The following is a 14,048-nucleotide window of genomic DNA, read 5'->3' as shown; positions in this document are numbered from 1 at the left end:
GCTTACCGATTCTGGAAAGTACGGTTGCGGTTTAGCTTGAGGTCTTGCAGCAGGCTTGACTTGGCAGCAATAGTTACGTTGTAGCCCTGGCGGTAACCAGGGAAAGGAAACCAACTGCCGCTAATTTGCCAGCAGTGCAAATCACGGTAAAAATCGAGGGAAGTAAACGAAACCTGATTGCTGCGGAAGTCATAGCCAGTTCTATAGCCAACACGCAGGTTCGGTGTAAGCTTTACGGAGCCACTAAGGTCGAGTGAGGCTGCTGTAAGCGCATCGGCACGAGGACGGTTGAGCCGGCCCGGAATTGGGCCTGGGTCTTGGTAGGTAGCGCCAAAAGAGGTGCTCAGCTCCCAGGGAATATCAAAGTCGACGTAGTCCTCGTACGGATCAACGCGCACAGGGCTGCCCAATACGGGGTCGTTAGCGGGGGCAACATCGCGCGGCACGGTCGACTTTTTGGTGCCCGCCGCCGGATTGAACTGGTAGCTCAGGTTCAGCGTAGCAGTCGTAAGCTGGGCCAGCCGCCGCTTCGGCTGATTGAAAAGGTATTCGTTGATAAACCGCCCGGTGGAGTCGCGCTGATAGAAGACAAAACCGGCGTTTACCACAATGTTAAGCTTCTTGGCTACCTGCGTGCGGAACGTAACGGCCAGCGGCAGTAGGTTGAGCGAGTCGGCGGCAAAGTCATAGCCGGTATTGAAGTCAAGCCCATCAATCAAGCTTACCTTTTCAAATGGGGTGGTGCCGGTCGTGTCATTTTTGGAGCGAACCTTCATTTCTATCTGGTTCTGTACGCCAATAGTTAGGGCACTGGAAGCGCGGCCATTCGCATTGCCAGCCGTAGCACCGATAAAGCGGCTGAATGCTATCGGGTTGCGCGTTATGTCGTTCTGCTGGCCAAACTGGTTGTACAAGCGGCCCTGCGCATCACGAAGGGCTCCCAGGGTAAGATTAGCCTCGTAAAAGTCGTCGTTGCGGGAGAAATCAGGCGCGTAGCTGTAGCCAACTGAGGGCGTAATTTTGTGGCGGATAGCTTCAATTTTGGCGCCTTTTATGGGTAGAATTCCATAGATATTGGTCGATAGGCTGGCGCCGCCGGAGTAGTTGTACAAGCGGCCAAATTGCGAAACCGTGTCGATGCGTACGGCCTGAGCCAGAGGCTCATAGTTGTAATTCAGCCGTTTGAAATACCAGGATTCGCCGTAGTTGATCGTGGGGTTAAGGCTCAGATACTTTAGTACCGTGTAGTTGCCCAGCGTAATGCCGAACTGGTGCTGGATAGTCGGCTGCGAATTATTCAGCAGGGGCGCCAGATTCGAGAAATCGAAGGGAATAGTGCGGCCCTCGCGCGTACCGCCAATCACGGGAATAACGCCGCCGTTTAGCAAGCGGGGCTGCTCCAGATTGCTTAGCTCATTGCGGCCAATCAGGTTATAGGATATAGCAATCTGCTCGTAAAACTGATCGTAGAAACGTCCCTGGGGCTCTATGCCAAACCACTGATACGGGTACTGCCGAGCTACCTGCACCGACACATCGGGCAGCACAAAGTTCATGACACCCGTCTGCGTATTCTGGTTTTGGCTGAGCTGAAGCGAATAGTTGATGGGCGAATTGCGAATCTGCTTCTGGTAGCTAATCGTGGAGTTGAACGAAGGCGTGAGATAATTCCGCGTATCAAAGGAGTTCTGCTGGTTAAAATCAGTGCTGCCGGCCTGCACACTGGCCGAAAAACGCCCCCCACCGGGCCGGGGAGTAGGCGTGTGGTTCCAGTTTATCCAGATGGTCTTGGGGCTGCGCGGCCGCCGGAACTCCAAGTTAGTGTTTAGCGCCTCCGAGCGCAAAATAAGATTAGCAGGGCGCTGCGTATAATCGATGCTCAGCAGGCCATTGTAATTGTAGCGCTTGATGTACTGCATCTCACCCCGCAGCGCAAAGCCGCCGATAGCTTCGGCATTACCGGCGTATATGTCGCCGGTCAGGCGGAGGCCAATGTATTCGTTAGGAGCGAAATAGTAACCACCATTGCGCAGGAAATAGCCCCGGTCGGCGGACTGCCCAAACGTGGGGAAAATAAGGCCCGAAGCCCGGCTTTTGCCCGGAGTAGGAAAGTAGCCGAAGAGGAAGCCTAGTGGCGTGGGAATATCGCTTATCACGAGGTTGAAAGGGCCGGTCACCACTTTCTCCCCCGGAATCACCTTCATCTTGGTGGCGTTGATGTGAAAGTGCGGGTTCTCTAGGTTACACGTCGTGTACTGACCGTTGCGCCCGAAAATCTCATTCAGCGCATTCTTCTTCACAATGCCGGCATGCACGTAGCCTTCGCCCTGCTGCGTAACGGCATCCGCAATTTTGCCCTTGCGCGTTTTGAAGTTGTAGTTGATGGTGCCCGCCTGATAAAGCCCCCCAGCGTCTTTAAACACCGGCCGGCCCTGCACTTTACCCGTGGAGTCGGGCGCACCATTTGCTTTCAGCAGGTTTTGGCCATAATCAACCGTAATCACGGCCGCCTTCAACGATAAATCCCCGTAATCAACCTTGGCTTCATCGTAGAGGTACGCTACTTTCTGCTGTACATCGAAGCGAATAGAATCCTTCGCCGAATACTTAACCGTGGTTTTGATGTCGCCTTTCACTTCGGCTCCCACACGCAAAGAATCGCCGGCCGCGCTGGTATCAATGGTCGATATGAGGCGGCGCTGACGAGCGGCCCGGCTCGTGTCGGCGGGCAGCGCGTTGGTGATCTGGCGCCCGTCGGAGTTGACGCGCGGCACGACGGCAGGTATGGGCGTTTTTGGCCGCTGCTGTTGGGCCCAGGCGCCGCTGATACTCAGCGCCAAGAGCACAGCTGCGAGCAGCGGCACCAGCCGCCCCGGATGAGGAAGTAGGCAGGAATAACTCAAGCGGAACGGCGCGGGCAAGACTACGTGGTTTTTATCGTTTATTTTGTGGCCATTTGCAAAAGTAGCGGGTAGCTACTCCAACTAACGAACTCTGTGCGGAATATTGTAGCTGTTTGTCTGGCGAGTCTGTTGTTTATTTCGGGCTCGTCGGTAGCCGTAGCCCCTGGGTCGGCGGTTTTGCCCCCCAAGAAGTACCAACTACGCACTGTAGTACTGGATGCCGGCCATGGCGGTAAGGATAGAGGCTGCGCGGGTGTGTCGGCCCGGGAGGCGGCCGTATCCCTGAAAATAATTCTGGAGCTGGGCCGGCTCATCGAAGCCAACGAACCCGATGTGAAGGTAGTGTATACCCGCAAGACGGACGTGTTTGTGGAGTTGGCCGACCGCGCCGGCATTGCCAATAAAAATAACGCGGACCTGTTTATCAGCGTGCATTGCAATGCGGGGCCTTCCGCCGCTTACGGCACCGAGGTCTGGACGATGGGTACGGCCAAAACGGACGCTAACCTGGCCGTGGCCAAGCGCGAAAACGCGGTTATTTTACAGGAAGATAACTATAAAGCCCGCTACAGCGGCTTCGACCCCAACTCGCCCCAGAGCCACATTCTGTTCTCGCTATTTCAGAGCGCCCACGTAGATAATAGCCTGCGATTCGCGCAAAAGGTTGACTATCAGTTCAAAACGAAAGTGGGCCGGAAGTCGCGCGGGGTGAAGCAGGCGGGATTTCTGGTGCTCTGGAAATCGACGATGCCTTCGTCGCTGATCGAAGTCGGGTTTTTGACCAACCGCAACGAGGAAAGCTACCTGAACGATAAATCGGGGCAGTCGTATATGGCCTCGGGTATCTACCGGGCATTCCGGGATTATAAGAATGAGTTAGAAGCTATGAACGGGGATTAAATGCCCCCTAATAGCAGTTAACACCTTGTCTACCTGCCTCTCACCTCCCTCAACAGCTGACCCAACGTGTCAAAAGAAATCAAAGTAGCCCTGCTCGCTCTCGTGGCAATCGTAGCCCTTTACTTTGGGTTTACCTTCCTGAAAGGAAGCAATCTGTTCACTTCCAGCCGTACGTTTCATGCTAAGTATGATAACGTAGACGGGCTGGCCCTCGGCAACCCGGTCATCCTGAACGGGGTGAGAGTGGGGCAGGTGCGCGAGATGCACCTGGTGCCGGAAGAAGGCAACCGGGTACGCGTACAGTTCGAGCTGAATAAAGGCATCGTGGTGGGCGACTCCACCGTGGCCAGCCTGTCGGGCACGCTATTGGGCAGCAAGACTATCACGCTGTTTATGGGCAAGAACTCGAAGGAATATGAGGGCGGCGAAGAGTTGAAATCCTACACCGTAGCCAGTATTACCGACGCCTTTCAGGCTAAAGCCCTGCCCGTACTCGGCACCGTCGACTCGACGTTGATTAAGGTGAATAGCTTCCTGACCAAGGAAGCCCGCCTCAGTATCCAGTCCACGCTGCTCAACGCGCAAGGCTCGACGGAGGCGCTGAAAAACTTGCTGATTATGAATCAGCGCAACATCAACCAGATCACGACCAATATGGCCGAGCTGACCCGTGCGCTCAACGTAACGGAGCGCAAGTTCAGCCGCTTGGCCTCCAACCTGGCGCAAATTACCGACACGCTCAAAAATGCCCCCCTGAGCCAGACGGTGCGGAAAATGAACGCCACCGTAACGGAAGCGCAGGCGACCATGGCCTCGCTCAACGAGTCGCTGACCAGCACCAAAGGCTCGCTCGGCAAGCTTATCAATGATGATTCGCTATACACTAATCTTAACGCCTCCGCTGCCAGCACCGACGCGCTGCTCGTTGACTTTAAGGCTAACCCCAAACGCTACGTCAACTTCTCGCTGATTTCATTTGGCGGCAAGGACAAGGCGAAGAAGGAAGTGACCAAGAAGCCGAATGGTGAGATAGAAATCGAGCAGAAGATAAAAACCGATGGTCCGCAAACCTTGGTGCCCACCGATTCAGTTACCACGCCAGTGAAATAAGGCGTCTGCCAATTTTAAGTACCTTTGAAATCCGCCTTCGGGCGGATTTTTTTGTGTCGAAACCACCCAATTTGCCCCCCACAACCCCTTTTCCCACCCGCATGAATCTGGAGTTCAACAAAAACGAAGACCAAATCAAACAACTCATTTTTCAACTCAGCCAGCGGCATAAGAAAGTAGCCCTGGGTGGCGGTGAAAAGCGCATCACAGCCCACAAAGCCAAAGGCAAGCTCACCGCCCGCGAGCGGATAGCCTACTTGCTGGATGAAGGCGCGGAAACGGTGGAGATAGGGGCCTTTGCGGGCGAAGGTATGTACCAGGCCGAAGGCGGCTGCCCTTCCGGCGGTGTGGTAGTGGTGATTGGCTACGTAAAAGGCCGGCAGTGCGTGGTAGTCGCCAACGATGCCACCGTGAAAGCGGGTGCTTGGTTTCCGATTACGGCAAAAAAGAACTTAAGGGCTCAGGAAATCAGCATAGAGAACAAGCTGCCTACTATTTACCTCGTCGATTCGGCGGGCGTGTACCTGCCCATGCAGGACGAGATTTTCCCCGATAAGGAGCACTTCGGCCGCATCTTCCGCAACAACGCCGTGATGAGCAGCATGGGTATCGTGCAGCTGGCCGCTATTATGGGGCCTTGCGTGGCCGGGGGGCTTATTTGCCCATCATGAGCGATGAGGCCATGATTGTGGATGGTACGGGCTCGGTGTTTCTGGCTGGTTCTTACCTGGTGAAATCAGCCATTGGCGAAAGCATCGACAACGAGACGCTGGGCGGCGCTACCACGCACTCCGAGATTTCGGGCGTCACGGATTACAAGTTTAAGAACGACGAAGAGTGCCTCGACCACATCCGCAACATCTTCGATAAGATGGGTGGCCAGCCTTCCGCGGGCTTCCACCGCGCCGCCCCCGCCGCGCCCGCTGAGAAGCCCGAGGAAATATACGGACTGCTGCCCGCCGACCGCGCCAAGCCCTACGATATGATGGACATTATCCGCCGCCTGGTGGATAACTCGGAGTTTGAGCCCTACAAAGACCTCTACGGCCAGACACTCATCTGCGGGCTGGCGCGCATCGATGGCTGGGCGGTCGGTATTGTGGCCAACCAGCGCAAAATCGTGAAGTCGAAGAAAACGGGCATGCAGATGGGCGGCGTCATCTACTCCGACTCGGCCGACAAAGCGGCGCGCTTTATCATGAACTGCAACCAGAAGCGTATTCCGCTGGTGTTTCTGCACGACGTGTCGGGCTTCATGGTGGGCAGCGCAAGTGAGCACGGCGGCATCATCAAAGACGGGGCGAAGATGGTAAGCGCCATGGCCAACTCGGTGGTGCCCAAGTTCACGGTCATCATCGGCAACAGCTACGGGGCCGGCAACTACGCCATGTGCGGCAAGGCCTACGACCCGCGCCTCATCGTGGCCTGGCCCACGGCCCAGCTCGCCGTAATGAGCGGAGCCGCCGCCGCCAACACGCTCCTCCAAATTCAAGTAGCCAGCCTGAAAGCCAAAGGCGAAGAAATCACGCCCGAAGCCGAAAAGGAATTGCTCGACCGCATCAAAAACCGCTACGAGGAGCAGCTTTCGCCGTACTACGCCGCCGCCCGCTTATGGGTCGATGCTATAATTGACCCGCTGGAAACTCGTAAGGTACTTTCAATGGGTATTGACGCGGCTAATCACGCGCCGATTGAGAAAGCGTTTAATGTGGGCGTAATTCAAGTGTGAGGGATTTCTCAAGAATTATGTATCAACTTATAAAAATACTGGCTGTGGCTCTGATAGTTGTTAGGCCTATAACAGCTTTTACTCAGGGTAATAAATTCACTGATGCAGCAATCAATAATGCAGGCCGAGCAGAGTTGCATTTCGTCTCTGCCGAAAATGACTGTGCTGAAGGTAGTAACCTAGCCGAGAAAGACATTCAGAGAAACTTGCCATTTCTGATATTGAAAAGCGGTATAGCTCCAGTGTCTTACCCTTCTGATAAGGATTTTGAAAAAAAGTTTGGAGTTTATTATTACGAAGAAGGCTGTACTGGTCCAGACAAGGAATGTGTACTGGCTTACAATACTCGTATTTTTCAATACATGCGAGATACTTATGGTAAAGTCTGGATGAAAAGCATCAGGAAGGACGTAATTGGATTCAAAGACTGGAAAGCAAGAAAGAAGTCATAATAAAACTGCATCTGGCGCGAGTTTAGCGCAGCATAACTCGAGACAATCTTTAAAGTGGAGGTTGTACCTCCACTGCCGCGGCAGCGGCAAGTCGTGACCGCGCCGCTTGGACAATCCGGGCGGCGTTGTCGTTCTGGCGGGGGAGGCGCAGCCTCCCCAACTGGCGCGAGCTTGTAGCTCGTGACTAGCCTTGAGTGGAGGTTGTACCTCCACTGCCGCAAAGCGGCAAACTCTAACCGCGCCGCTTGGTTAATCCGGGCGGCGTTATCGTTCTAACGGGGGAGGCGCAGCCTCCCAGCATGGCTGGTCACGAGTTACGCTACGCTAAATGCAAGTCATCCTGCTGAGTGAGGAGCAGCCTCACAATTATAGCAAACACGAGTTACGCTACGTTAAACTCGCGCTAGATAGGGGGCTACGAATCCGTTAGCGCTAGTAGGCAAACCTATCATTCCACGTATGAAAAGGCAGTACATCATTGCTGAATGCAACGGCACGGGGAAAACCACGGCCGCCTATACTATCAGGTTCGTTGAATTGCCGGGAGTTTGAGAATGCTAATGAGATAGCGCGCGGGCTGTCGCCTTTTCAACCAGAGGCAGCCGGGGAGAGTTTTGCATTAGAAACAACGCGTTGGCTACCCGAACTTATCTGCCGTTTTTAATAACGACTGGTGCACAAGGATACCATGTCAGCTTATGAAGCTGTTTAGAAAGTCTGTTTAGTGGTAATTTTTCGCAGAAAGAGGACGATAAACGCGAGCCAATGAAAGGCCAGCCAATTGCCGATGCTGGTTTCATAGCGCACGAGCAGGGTTTTGAAGCTGTCGAGCCAGGCGTTGGCGTGTTCGACCACGGCGCGTCGGCGGTAGAGTGCGGGGGCAAAAAACGTATCGTCGTCGGTCTGCCAATCGGCGGCGCGACGGTTACGGGCACTGTTAGCTTGAATGTCGCGCGCGGCGCATGCCTGCCGTAACTCGGTGGTATCAAAGGCACTATCGGCATTTAAAAACAGCCCGGCCACGGCAATGCCAGCGGCTTCGAGCAACACGCACAGTTCCTCAAACAGGGTGCTCAGCCGGAAGCTGTCGTGGTGGTTGCCCGCCTGCGGGGTCGCACAGGCCAGGGGTTGGCCCTGGTTGTCGGTCAGAAACAGGGCCGTGGTGGTGCGGGCCTTTTTGCGCCCCTGATAGCCCACGGCGGCCCCGCCGTTTTTGGCGGGTGTGTGGCTGCCGTCGAGTTGGACGCTGGAACAATCCAGCCAGTGCTTGTGGCGGCGTAAGACGTTGAGCCACGCCTTTTGCCCCGACCCGTCTTTGCGCCACTTGGTGAAGCGGGCGTACACGCCCTGCCAGGTCAGGGCCGCCCCGGTAAAGACCTGTTTGACGGGTAGATAGCGCCACTGGCAGCCGGTTTTGAGCTTGTAGAGCAGGGCTTCGAGCAACTCGACGGGGTCCACCCGGCGGGGGCGTCCGCCGCGGGACTGGGTCAGGTGGGGCAAAATCCAGGTACGGATAATATCTTTGGGCAGGACTTCCATGAAGCAAGTGAAAGGAGGTGGGTCGCACCCCAAATTTCGCCTGTATTGTGGGAGTCTTTTGCGTTTCTGTTGACCAACGACTACTTTTTAAACAGCTTCTATTCTTTCGTGCAAGTCCAAATCGTCACTTATTACTAATCTCAAGCAGTACAGAAAACTTGCCCAACATCCGGATGGAGCGGTGTAGAAGTTGTTTTTAGTGGTGCTATATCGTAGCGATTACCAGTTGCCGCAAGTCAGCATTAGCCCTCTATCATGGATAAAGCGTCGCTGCAATTGCCTTGTCTACATAGTGCGGCGGAATTCTTTCCTGCTCTAAGCGGCCGTTGGTGCGTAGAAGCAAGTGATACAGAGTCTGCTCAAGAGCAGTCAGGTTGGAGAGGCTATGAGAAGTAAAAATGCCCCCCACGTCGCCGTGAGCGAACTGGGTGTATGTAGCGGCATCCATTAGCAGCGACTGAATAGCCGGAAAATGCGTACGGATTTGAGATAGAATCTGGAAGCCATGCACGTCGATGTCGCCCCAGTAAAACAGGTTCTTCTCGCGCAGCCAGTTGGTGGCGGCTAATAACTGCACGGCAAAGCCTCCGCCCCAGATAGCCAGACCATCGGGCACGGCCGGAAATGAGAGAAACGTCGTCAGATTTTCAATGATGTAGACGCGGCTGCCCGCCAGCCGCAGCTGCTCAAACTCGCTTACCCACACGCTAAAATGGGAGATGGCCGGGTGCAGGCGCAGACGCTCATCCAAAAATCGAATTTTAATGCTGGGCTCCTCCGCGTACAGGTGAAAGCGCCGAAAAAAGTCCTTCTCCTCACTCCTGATATAGGTCGGGATTAAATAATCGAGCAGCAGGCGTAGGATGGCCTGATGCCGCTCGATGAACTTAGTCGGGAGGGCCAGCGGCAGGTTACGAACGTATTGATTAGGTTGAGGATGCTGCTGAAAATACTGACACACTTGCAGCAAATGCTCCCAGGCAGCCGCTGGTAGCAACAGGAGCTTAGGCTGTTGGTGAAGGAGAGGAAGCAACTCCGGCAGCGTTTCCTGCACGCGCTCAGCGGTCCAAGCGAATCCAGCAAACTCGTCGCCTTTGGCAATGAAATGCAAAAAATCGTCCCGTGTTTCAAAACTAATGCGGCTGATTTCGCTCTGATTGGTCTTGGGATTGGGCTTTAAAGTAAGCGTGTACCCGTGGCCGGTTTTGTTTTTAGAATGCAGCAATAGCTCTGCTTGCTGCGCATAAATCTGGTCGGCACCCTGCGTTCGGTCCAGGGTTTTATTGACGGGTGGCTTTAGAGGAAATAGGTTTTCGTCGGCCAGGTATGCCCGCAACACTTTTTCGTAAAGCCGAAGCGATTTGGTTTGTAGCTCGTGCAGGCTAATCATGCGTCAGTATTTTCCGCTTCTGCTTCAGTCAATAGCGTTTCCTTTTGCTCCTGGTAACGATGAATTGGAATGTCCAGCACCACCGACTTGCGCTTATCCTGCTTGGCTTTCATCACCCAGTGAATAACCTCTACCTCCTTTTCCAGAATATGCAAAGAGGTGAGCGGCGTGACGACCATTAATTGCAGCCCCAGACTCTGGCAGAGCTGTAACAGGTATTTCGATTTTTCTTCATCCAGCTTGCTAAACGCTTCGTCGATAACGATAAACCGAAACGAGCGATGCGCCTGCGTGTCGCGGTGATTAATACCGAATTGATGGGCAATGGCGGCTCCCAATACAGTGTAGGCCAGCTGTGCCCCTTCGCCGCCCGACAAACTGCCCGAGCCTTCGTACACTTGCTTCAGCACTTGGTCGGCCCGGAAATACTCACGGGCCCTGAAGGTTGACCAGTTGCGCACATCGGTTACTTCCTGCCGCCACTTTTCGTTTTCCTTGGCTTGCAGCTCGGTAATAAAGGGCTGAATGCGGTCAACGAAATGCGCCATTTCGGCTTCTTTTTCGGCTTTCTTCGGGTCAGCGGACAAGCTAAGTTGAGCAAGGTCGGGCCGCCAGTTCCAATTGTTAAGCTTCTCGAACCGAAACTCGTGGATGCGCCCACGGCGCGTATCGGTGCGCTCCAGTTGAATATATGTATCGGGATTAAGGTTGAAAGCGATATTCCGCAGCGACGCGTTGATCTGCTCAATCGTGTCGCAGATGGTTTGGTGCTGCTCGTCGAGCGATTCGCAGTACTCGGTTAGCGCCTTGGTTACGCCCCGGTTGAACTCGTCGCGGAAGCGGCCCTCCAACTCGGCCAGCTGCTCGTTTTTGATTTGCGCGTAGCGGTCGGTGTATTCAGATAGCTGATCCATTTTGCCGCGCAGGTCGCGCGTGTCGCTGCCCCAGTCCGCGAACTTAGCCAGCACCTCTTCGCCTGGTCGCAGAAAGTCGTCCATGGCTTCCTGAATCTTCTCCTCCTGGCTTTTTTGCTGATTGTATAAAGTCGTGATGTGCTGCGCTGCTTTTTGCTCAACAGCCTGCTTCTGAATCAGAAAATTTGAGTAGGTCAGGGTTTCGCGCAAGGACTGCATTCGTTCATCAAGCCCGCGTAGCCCGGTGGCCAGGTCCTGGGGGGCAAAATTGCTGAGTATTAGTTGTTGCTGCTGCTGCTCGACCTGTACCTGTTTCAGCAAAGCTTCACAGCCGAAGACAGCCTGATTGATAGCCTTGCGGGCCGCATCCAGCTGCTTGAGTTTCTCCTTGAGCAAGCTTAGCTGATCCTTCAGGGTTTTGAGCGAAGCGTTTTCGTTTTCCAGGGCTTCTTTCTGCTTGGTTAGCTGCGCGATTTCGTGTGCGTCGGCTTGCCAGTCAAGCTCAGAAAAGTGCTGTATGGCCAGAATAAGCGTAAAAATCTTGTCGCGTTCCTCTGCTTCTCTCTCCTCTTTACCCAAGCGTAGTAAAGCGCTTTCGGCTTTGCCGATAGCCTCATTCAGCTCACGGCCCCGGCGCTGGTAGTCGCGCAGCAGGTCGCGGTTGTCCCAGCCCAGAATGGGGCGGAGGGCGGTAGTGTCGTCGCGTTCGTGGCGGTTTTTGTTGCGGGTAAGGCCCGAGGGTAGTATCGCTTTTTCGGCGCGCTCGAAGGTAGTCAGGTCTTCGGTGCAGAGGTAGTTAAACCGACTGGCTACGGCGTTTTCCACCCAGGCGGCATAGTGGCTTTTGGGATTAAAATCCAGCTTAGCGGCCACCGTGAGCGGGTCAAGGAAAATCGGGCGGCTCGCTTTGTTTTCTACTTTGTGAAAAACGATTTTTCCGCGCAAATCCCGCTCATTATGCACGTAATCCCGCACGGCTACGCGCAGGCGCTCGGGTACCAGTAGGTCTAGTCCAAAACTGTGCAGCAGCTTTTCGAGGGCGTTGTTCCAGACGGCTTTTTCGTCGACCTTCACTTGTATTACCTCGGCTACGAATGGAATATCAGCTTCGGTAGCCCCTACGGCAGCTAGAATTTCCTGCCGGATTTGCTCAGGTCGGCCGGTTATTTTACCCGCGCTTTTTTCCAGCTGCGCGAGTTCAGCCTCTATTTGGTCGAAGACTGCTTTCTGGATTTCGAGTGCGGAGCGAACCTCAAATTTCTGATCGTCAAGCTGCTGGCGGGTCTGTTGGAGCGCTTGTTGCGCGGCCTGAGCGTGGCTGACGTTCTGCTCGAATGTGCCCGCGTCCGGGTCTTCCACCAAGTCTAGCTGGCGGGCCAAACGATTGTAGTCGCGCAGGTTACGCTCTTTGCTGGTTTTGATTTTCTCCCGTTCCCGAATGTCGCGCTCCAGGTCTTTAATCTGCTGGGCAATCTGATTGTTGGCAATTTGCACCTCCAGCTCGACGCGCTGCCCATCAGCGGTTTCCCAGGCGGTTTCCTGCTGCCCCAGCTCGTGTTGTAGCCGGTCCAGCTCCCGGTCCTGGCGGCTGATTTCTGCCCCCCAGAGGGCCACTTGCTGCTGGGCAAACCACGGTTCGAGCAGTCGTTGCTCTTCCTTAGCCACTTGCAACGCTTTTTTCAGACCTTCATACTCGTCGCTGAGGTCGTACACGGGTTGGAGCAAGGCGAGTTGGGTACGCGCCTTTTCCAGCGCCCGGTACGAGATCAGCAGGGTTTGGTAGTTGCCCATCAATTTTGAGAACTCCGCCTCGGCCGTGCTTTCTTCGAGCATATTGGTCCGAATAAACTCGTCCAGGTCGCCCAGTACCTTCATGCCCACGGTCTGGTTGAACAGCGTCAGGGCCTTATCGCGCATCCCGAACAGGCGCTGAAACGCCGCCGCGTATTTGGGAAACGTATCGAAATCTTCAACGACCCCGTTGCCAAACTGCCGCTTCAGCTTGCTTACCCATTGGTTGGTGGTGCCAAATTGAATATGCTCCGCAATGCTCAGCTCCGTTTTCGATACCAGATACTTATGTTGCAGTTTGCCGCCCCCAAACCACCGCACCTGCACCAGCGTAATGGGCAGGCTTTGGGTATTAGTGAATACACCGAGCAGAATGGAGTAGGTCTGGGACTTGTCAGGACGCAGCTTTTCGGGCCGACTATTCTGCTTTTCCTCATCCTGGGTGCGGCCATAATGCCCTTCCACGTAGGATTCCTCGCTGCGGCCGGAGCGGCTTTCCGCCCCCGACGATTGGTTGAAAAAACGCTTGGTCGGGTTGACCAGCAGCGCCAACAGGCCGTCTACGAGCGTGGTTTTGCCCGAGCCGTTGCTTCCCGTCAGCAGCGTATTCTGGCCGTCAGGCACCAGGCGCGTAATGTCCTGCCCGCTGCTGCCCTCGTGAAAAGTGCCCCAGTTAAACACTTCCAGCGCCTTGAGCCGGTAGCCAGCCGGCCCGGCTAGCGCATCAAATAGATTCGGCATAGTTGCGAAGCTTATTTTTAAATTCTTCCAGCTTTTCGAGGGTAATCTTCGCTTTAAGCAGCGGCTTTACTTCGTACTGCGTCTGGTCGGGATTGAGGTCGTCTTTGCGCGTTAGCTTGAGTAAGCCATTCTCGGTTAGCTTATCAATAAGGCCATCCAACTTATCCAGTAGGGCTTTTTGGTTGGATTGCTGCCGAAAAAACAACTCGATTCGTTCGCGCAGCTGTTCGCGGGTGGCAAAAAGTCGACGACTGGCCGCGTGGGCACTGCCTTCGTGCTCTTCCAGCCACTCGCGCAGCACCACGCACAACAAACTTTGCTCGTAGCTAAGCACCGTGCGCCGCAGCAAGCGCAGGGGCGGATTAGGGTCGTCCTCATTAGGTTCCAGCTGCGTGAGGCGGGCGTAGCCGTCGGCCCGATTCAGGTCCAGGGCCACTCCGAGGTCGGCGAAGTGGGCGCGAATGGCCGACTCGTGCTCTTCCAGCTGCTGCCAGTACTGACGGTCATCGTCGTAAAGGGCATGAGTTTGCAGCAGCTTGATAATAACGGAGGCGTAAGGTTTGGACATAGACAAAGTGG

General features: G+C 54.8%; 8 protein-coding genes and 1 pseudogene. 4 read left to right on the top strand and 5 right to left on the bottom strand.

The window, feature by feature from the left end:
• Window positions 1–2 precede the first annotated feature (2 nt).
• The gene (locus MKZ35_RS11690) at window positions 3–2,921 is read right to left on the bottom strand and encodes a putative LPS assembly protein LptD (protein WP_482513460.1); all 2,919 of its coding nucleotides are present in this window, start codon (window positions 2,919–2,921) and stop codon (window positions 3–5) included.
• Window positions 2,922–2,996: 75 nt separating this feature from the next.
• Between MKZ35_RS11690 and MKZ35_RS11685 the strand changes: the two genes are divergently transcribed.
• From MKZ35_RS11685 to MKZ35_RS11670, 4 genes and pseudogenes are all read left to right on the top strand, one after another.
• The gene (locus tag MKZ35_RS11685; protein WP_482513459.1) at window positions 2,997–3,803 is read left to right on the top strand and encodes an N-acetylmuramoyl-L-alanine amidase family protein; all 807 of its coding nucleotides are present in this window, start codon (window positions 2,997–2,999) and stop codon (window positions 3,801–3,803) included.
• Window positions 3,804–3,869: 66 nt separating this feature from the next.
• Complete coding sequence (locus tag MKZ35_RS11680; protein WP_482513458.1) at window positions 3,870–4,913, top strand: MlaD family protein; 1,044 nt, start codon at window positions 3,870–3,872, stop codon at window positions 4,911–4,913.
• A 101-nt stretch (window positions 4,914–5,014) separates the two neighbouring features.
• Window positions 5,015–6,642: pseudogene (locus MKZ35_RS11675) on the top strand (acyl-CoA carboxylase subunit beta).
• A gap of 17 nt (window positions 6,643–6,659) precedes the next feature.
• A complete protein-coding gene (locus MKZ35_RS11670) occupies window positions 6,660–7,094 on the top strand; it encodes an FEKKY domain-containing protein (RefSeq protein ID WP_482513457.1) in 435 nt (144 codons plus the stop codon).
• A 708-nt stretch (window positions 7,095–7,802) separates the two neighbouring features.
• Here the strand turns inward: MKZ35_RS11670 and MKZ35_RS11665 are convergent.
• From MKZ35_RS11665 to MKZ35_RS11650, 4 genes are all read right to left on the bottom strand, one after another.
• Window positions 7,803–8,633 carry an IS5 family transposase gene (locus MKZ35_RS11665; protein WP_482512976.1) on the bottom strand — a complete coding sequence of 277 codons (831 nt, stop codon included), beginning with the start codon at window positions 8,631–8,633 and terminating at the stop codon, window positions 7,803–7,805.
• Between the two features lie 253 nt (window positions 8,634–8,886).
• On the bottom strand, window positions 8,887–10,023 hold the full coding sequence (locus MKZ35_RS11660) for a Wadjet anti-phage system protein JetD domain-containing protein (RefSeq protein WP_482513456.1): 1,137 nt from the start codon (window positions 10,021–10,023) through the stop codon (window positions 8,887–8,889).
• The gene (locus MKZ35_RS11655; protein ID WP_482513455.1) at window positions 10,020–13,469 is read right to left on the bottom strand and encodes an ATP-binding protein; all 3,450 of its coding nucleotides are present in this window, start codon (window positions 13,467–13,469) and stop codon (window positions 10,020–10,022) included. Before MKZ35_RS11655 ends, MKZ35_RS11660 begins: the two co-directional genes overlap by 4 nt.
• On the bottom strand, window positions 13,453–14,037 hold the full coding sequence (locus MKZ35_RS11650) for a DUF4194 domain-containing protein (RefSeq protein ID WP_482513454.1): 585 nt from the start codon (window positions 14,035–14,037) through the stop codon (window positions 13,453–13,455). The genes MKZ35_RS11655 and MKZ35_RS11650 overlap by 17 nt, the downstream gene beginning before the upstream one ends.
• Window positions 14,038–14,048 lie beyond the last annotated feature (11 nt).

Source organism: Hymenobacter sp. R533113 (assembly GCF_056835965.1).
The sequence above is the reverse complement of the archived record's forward strand: the minus strand, read 5'-3'. Positions and strand labels throughout refer to the sequence as shown.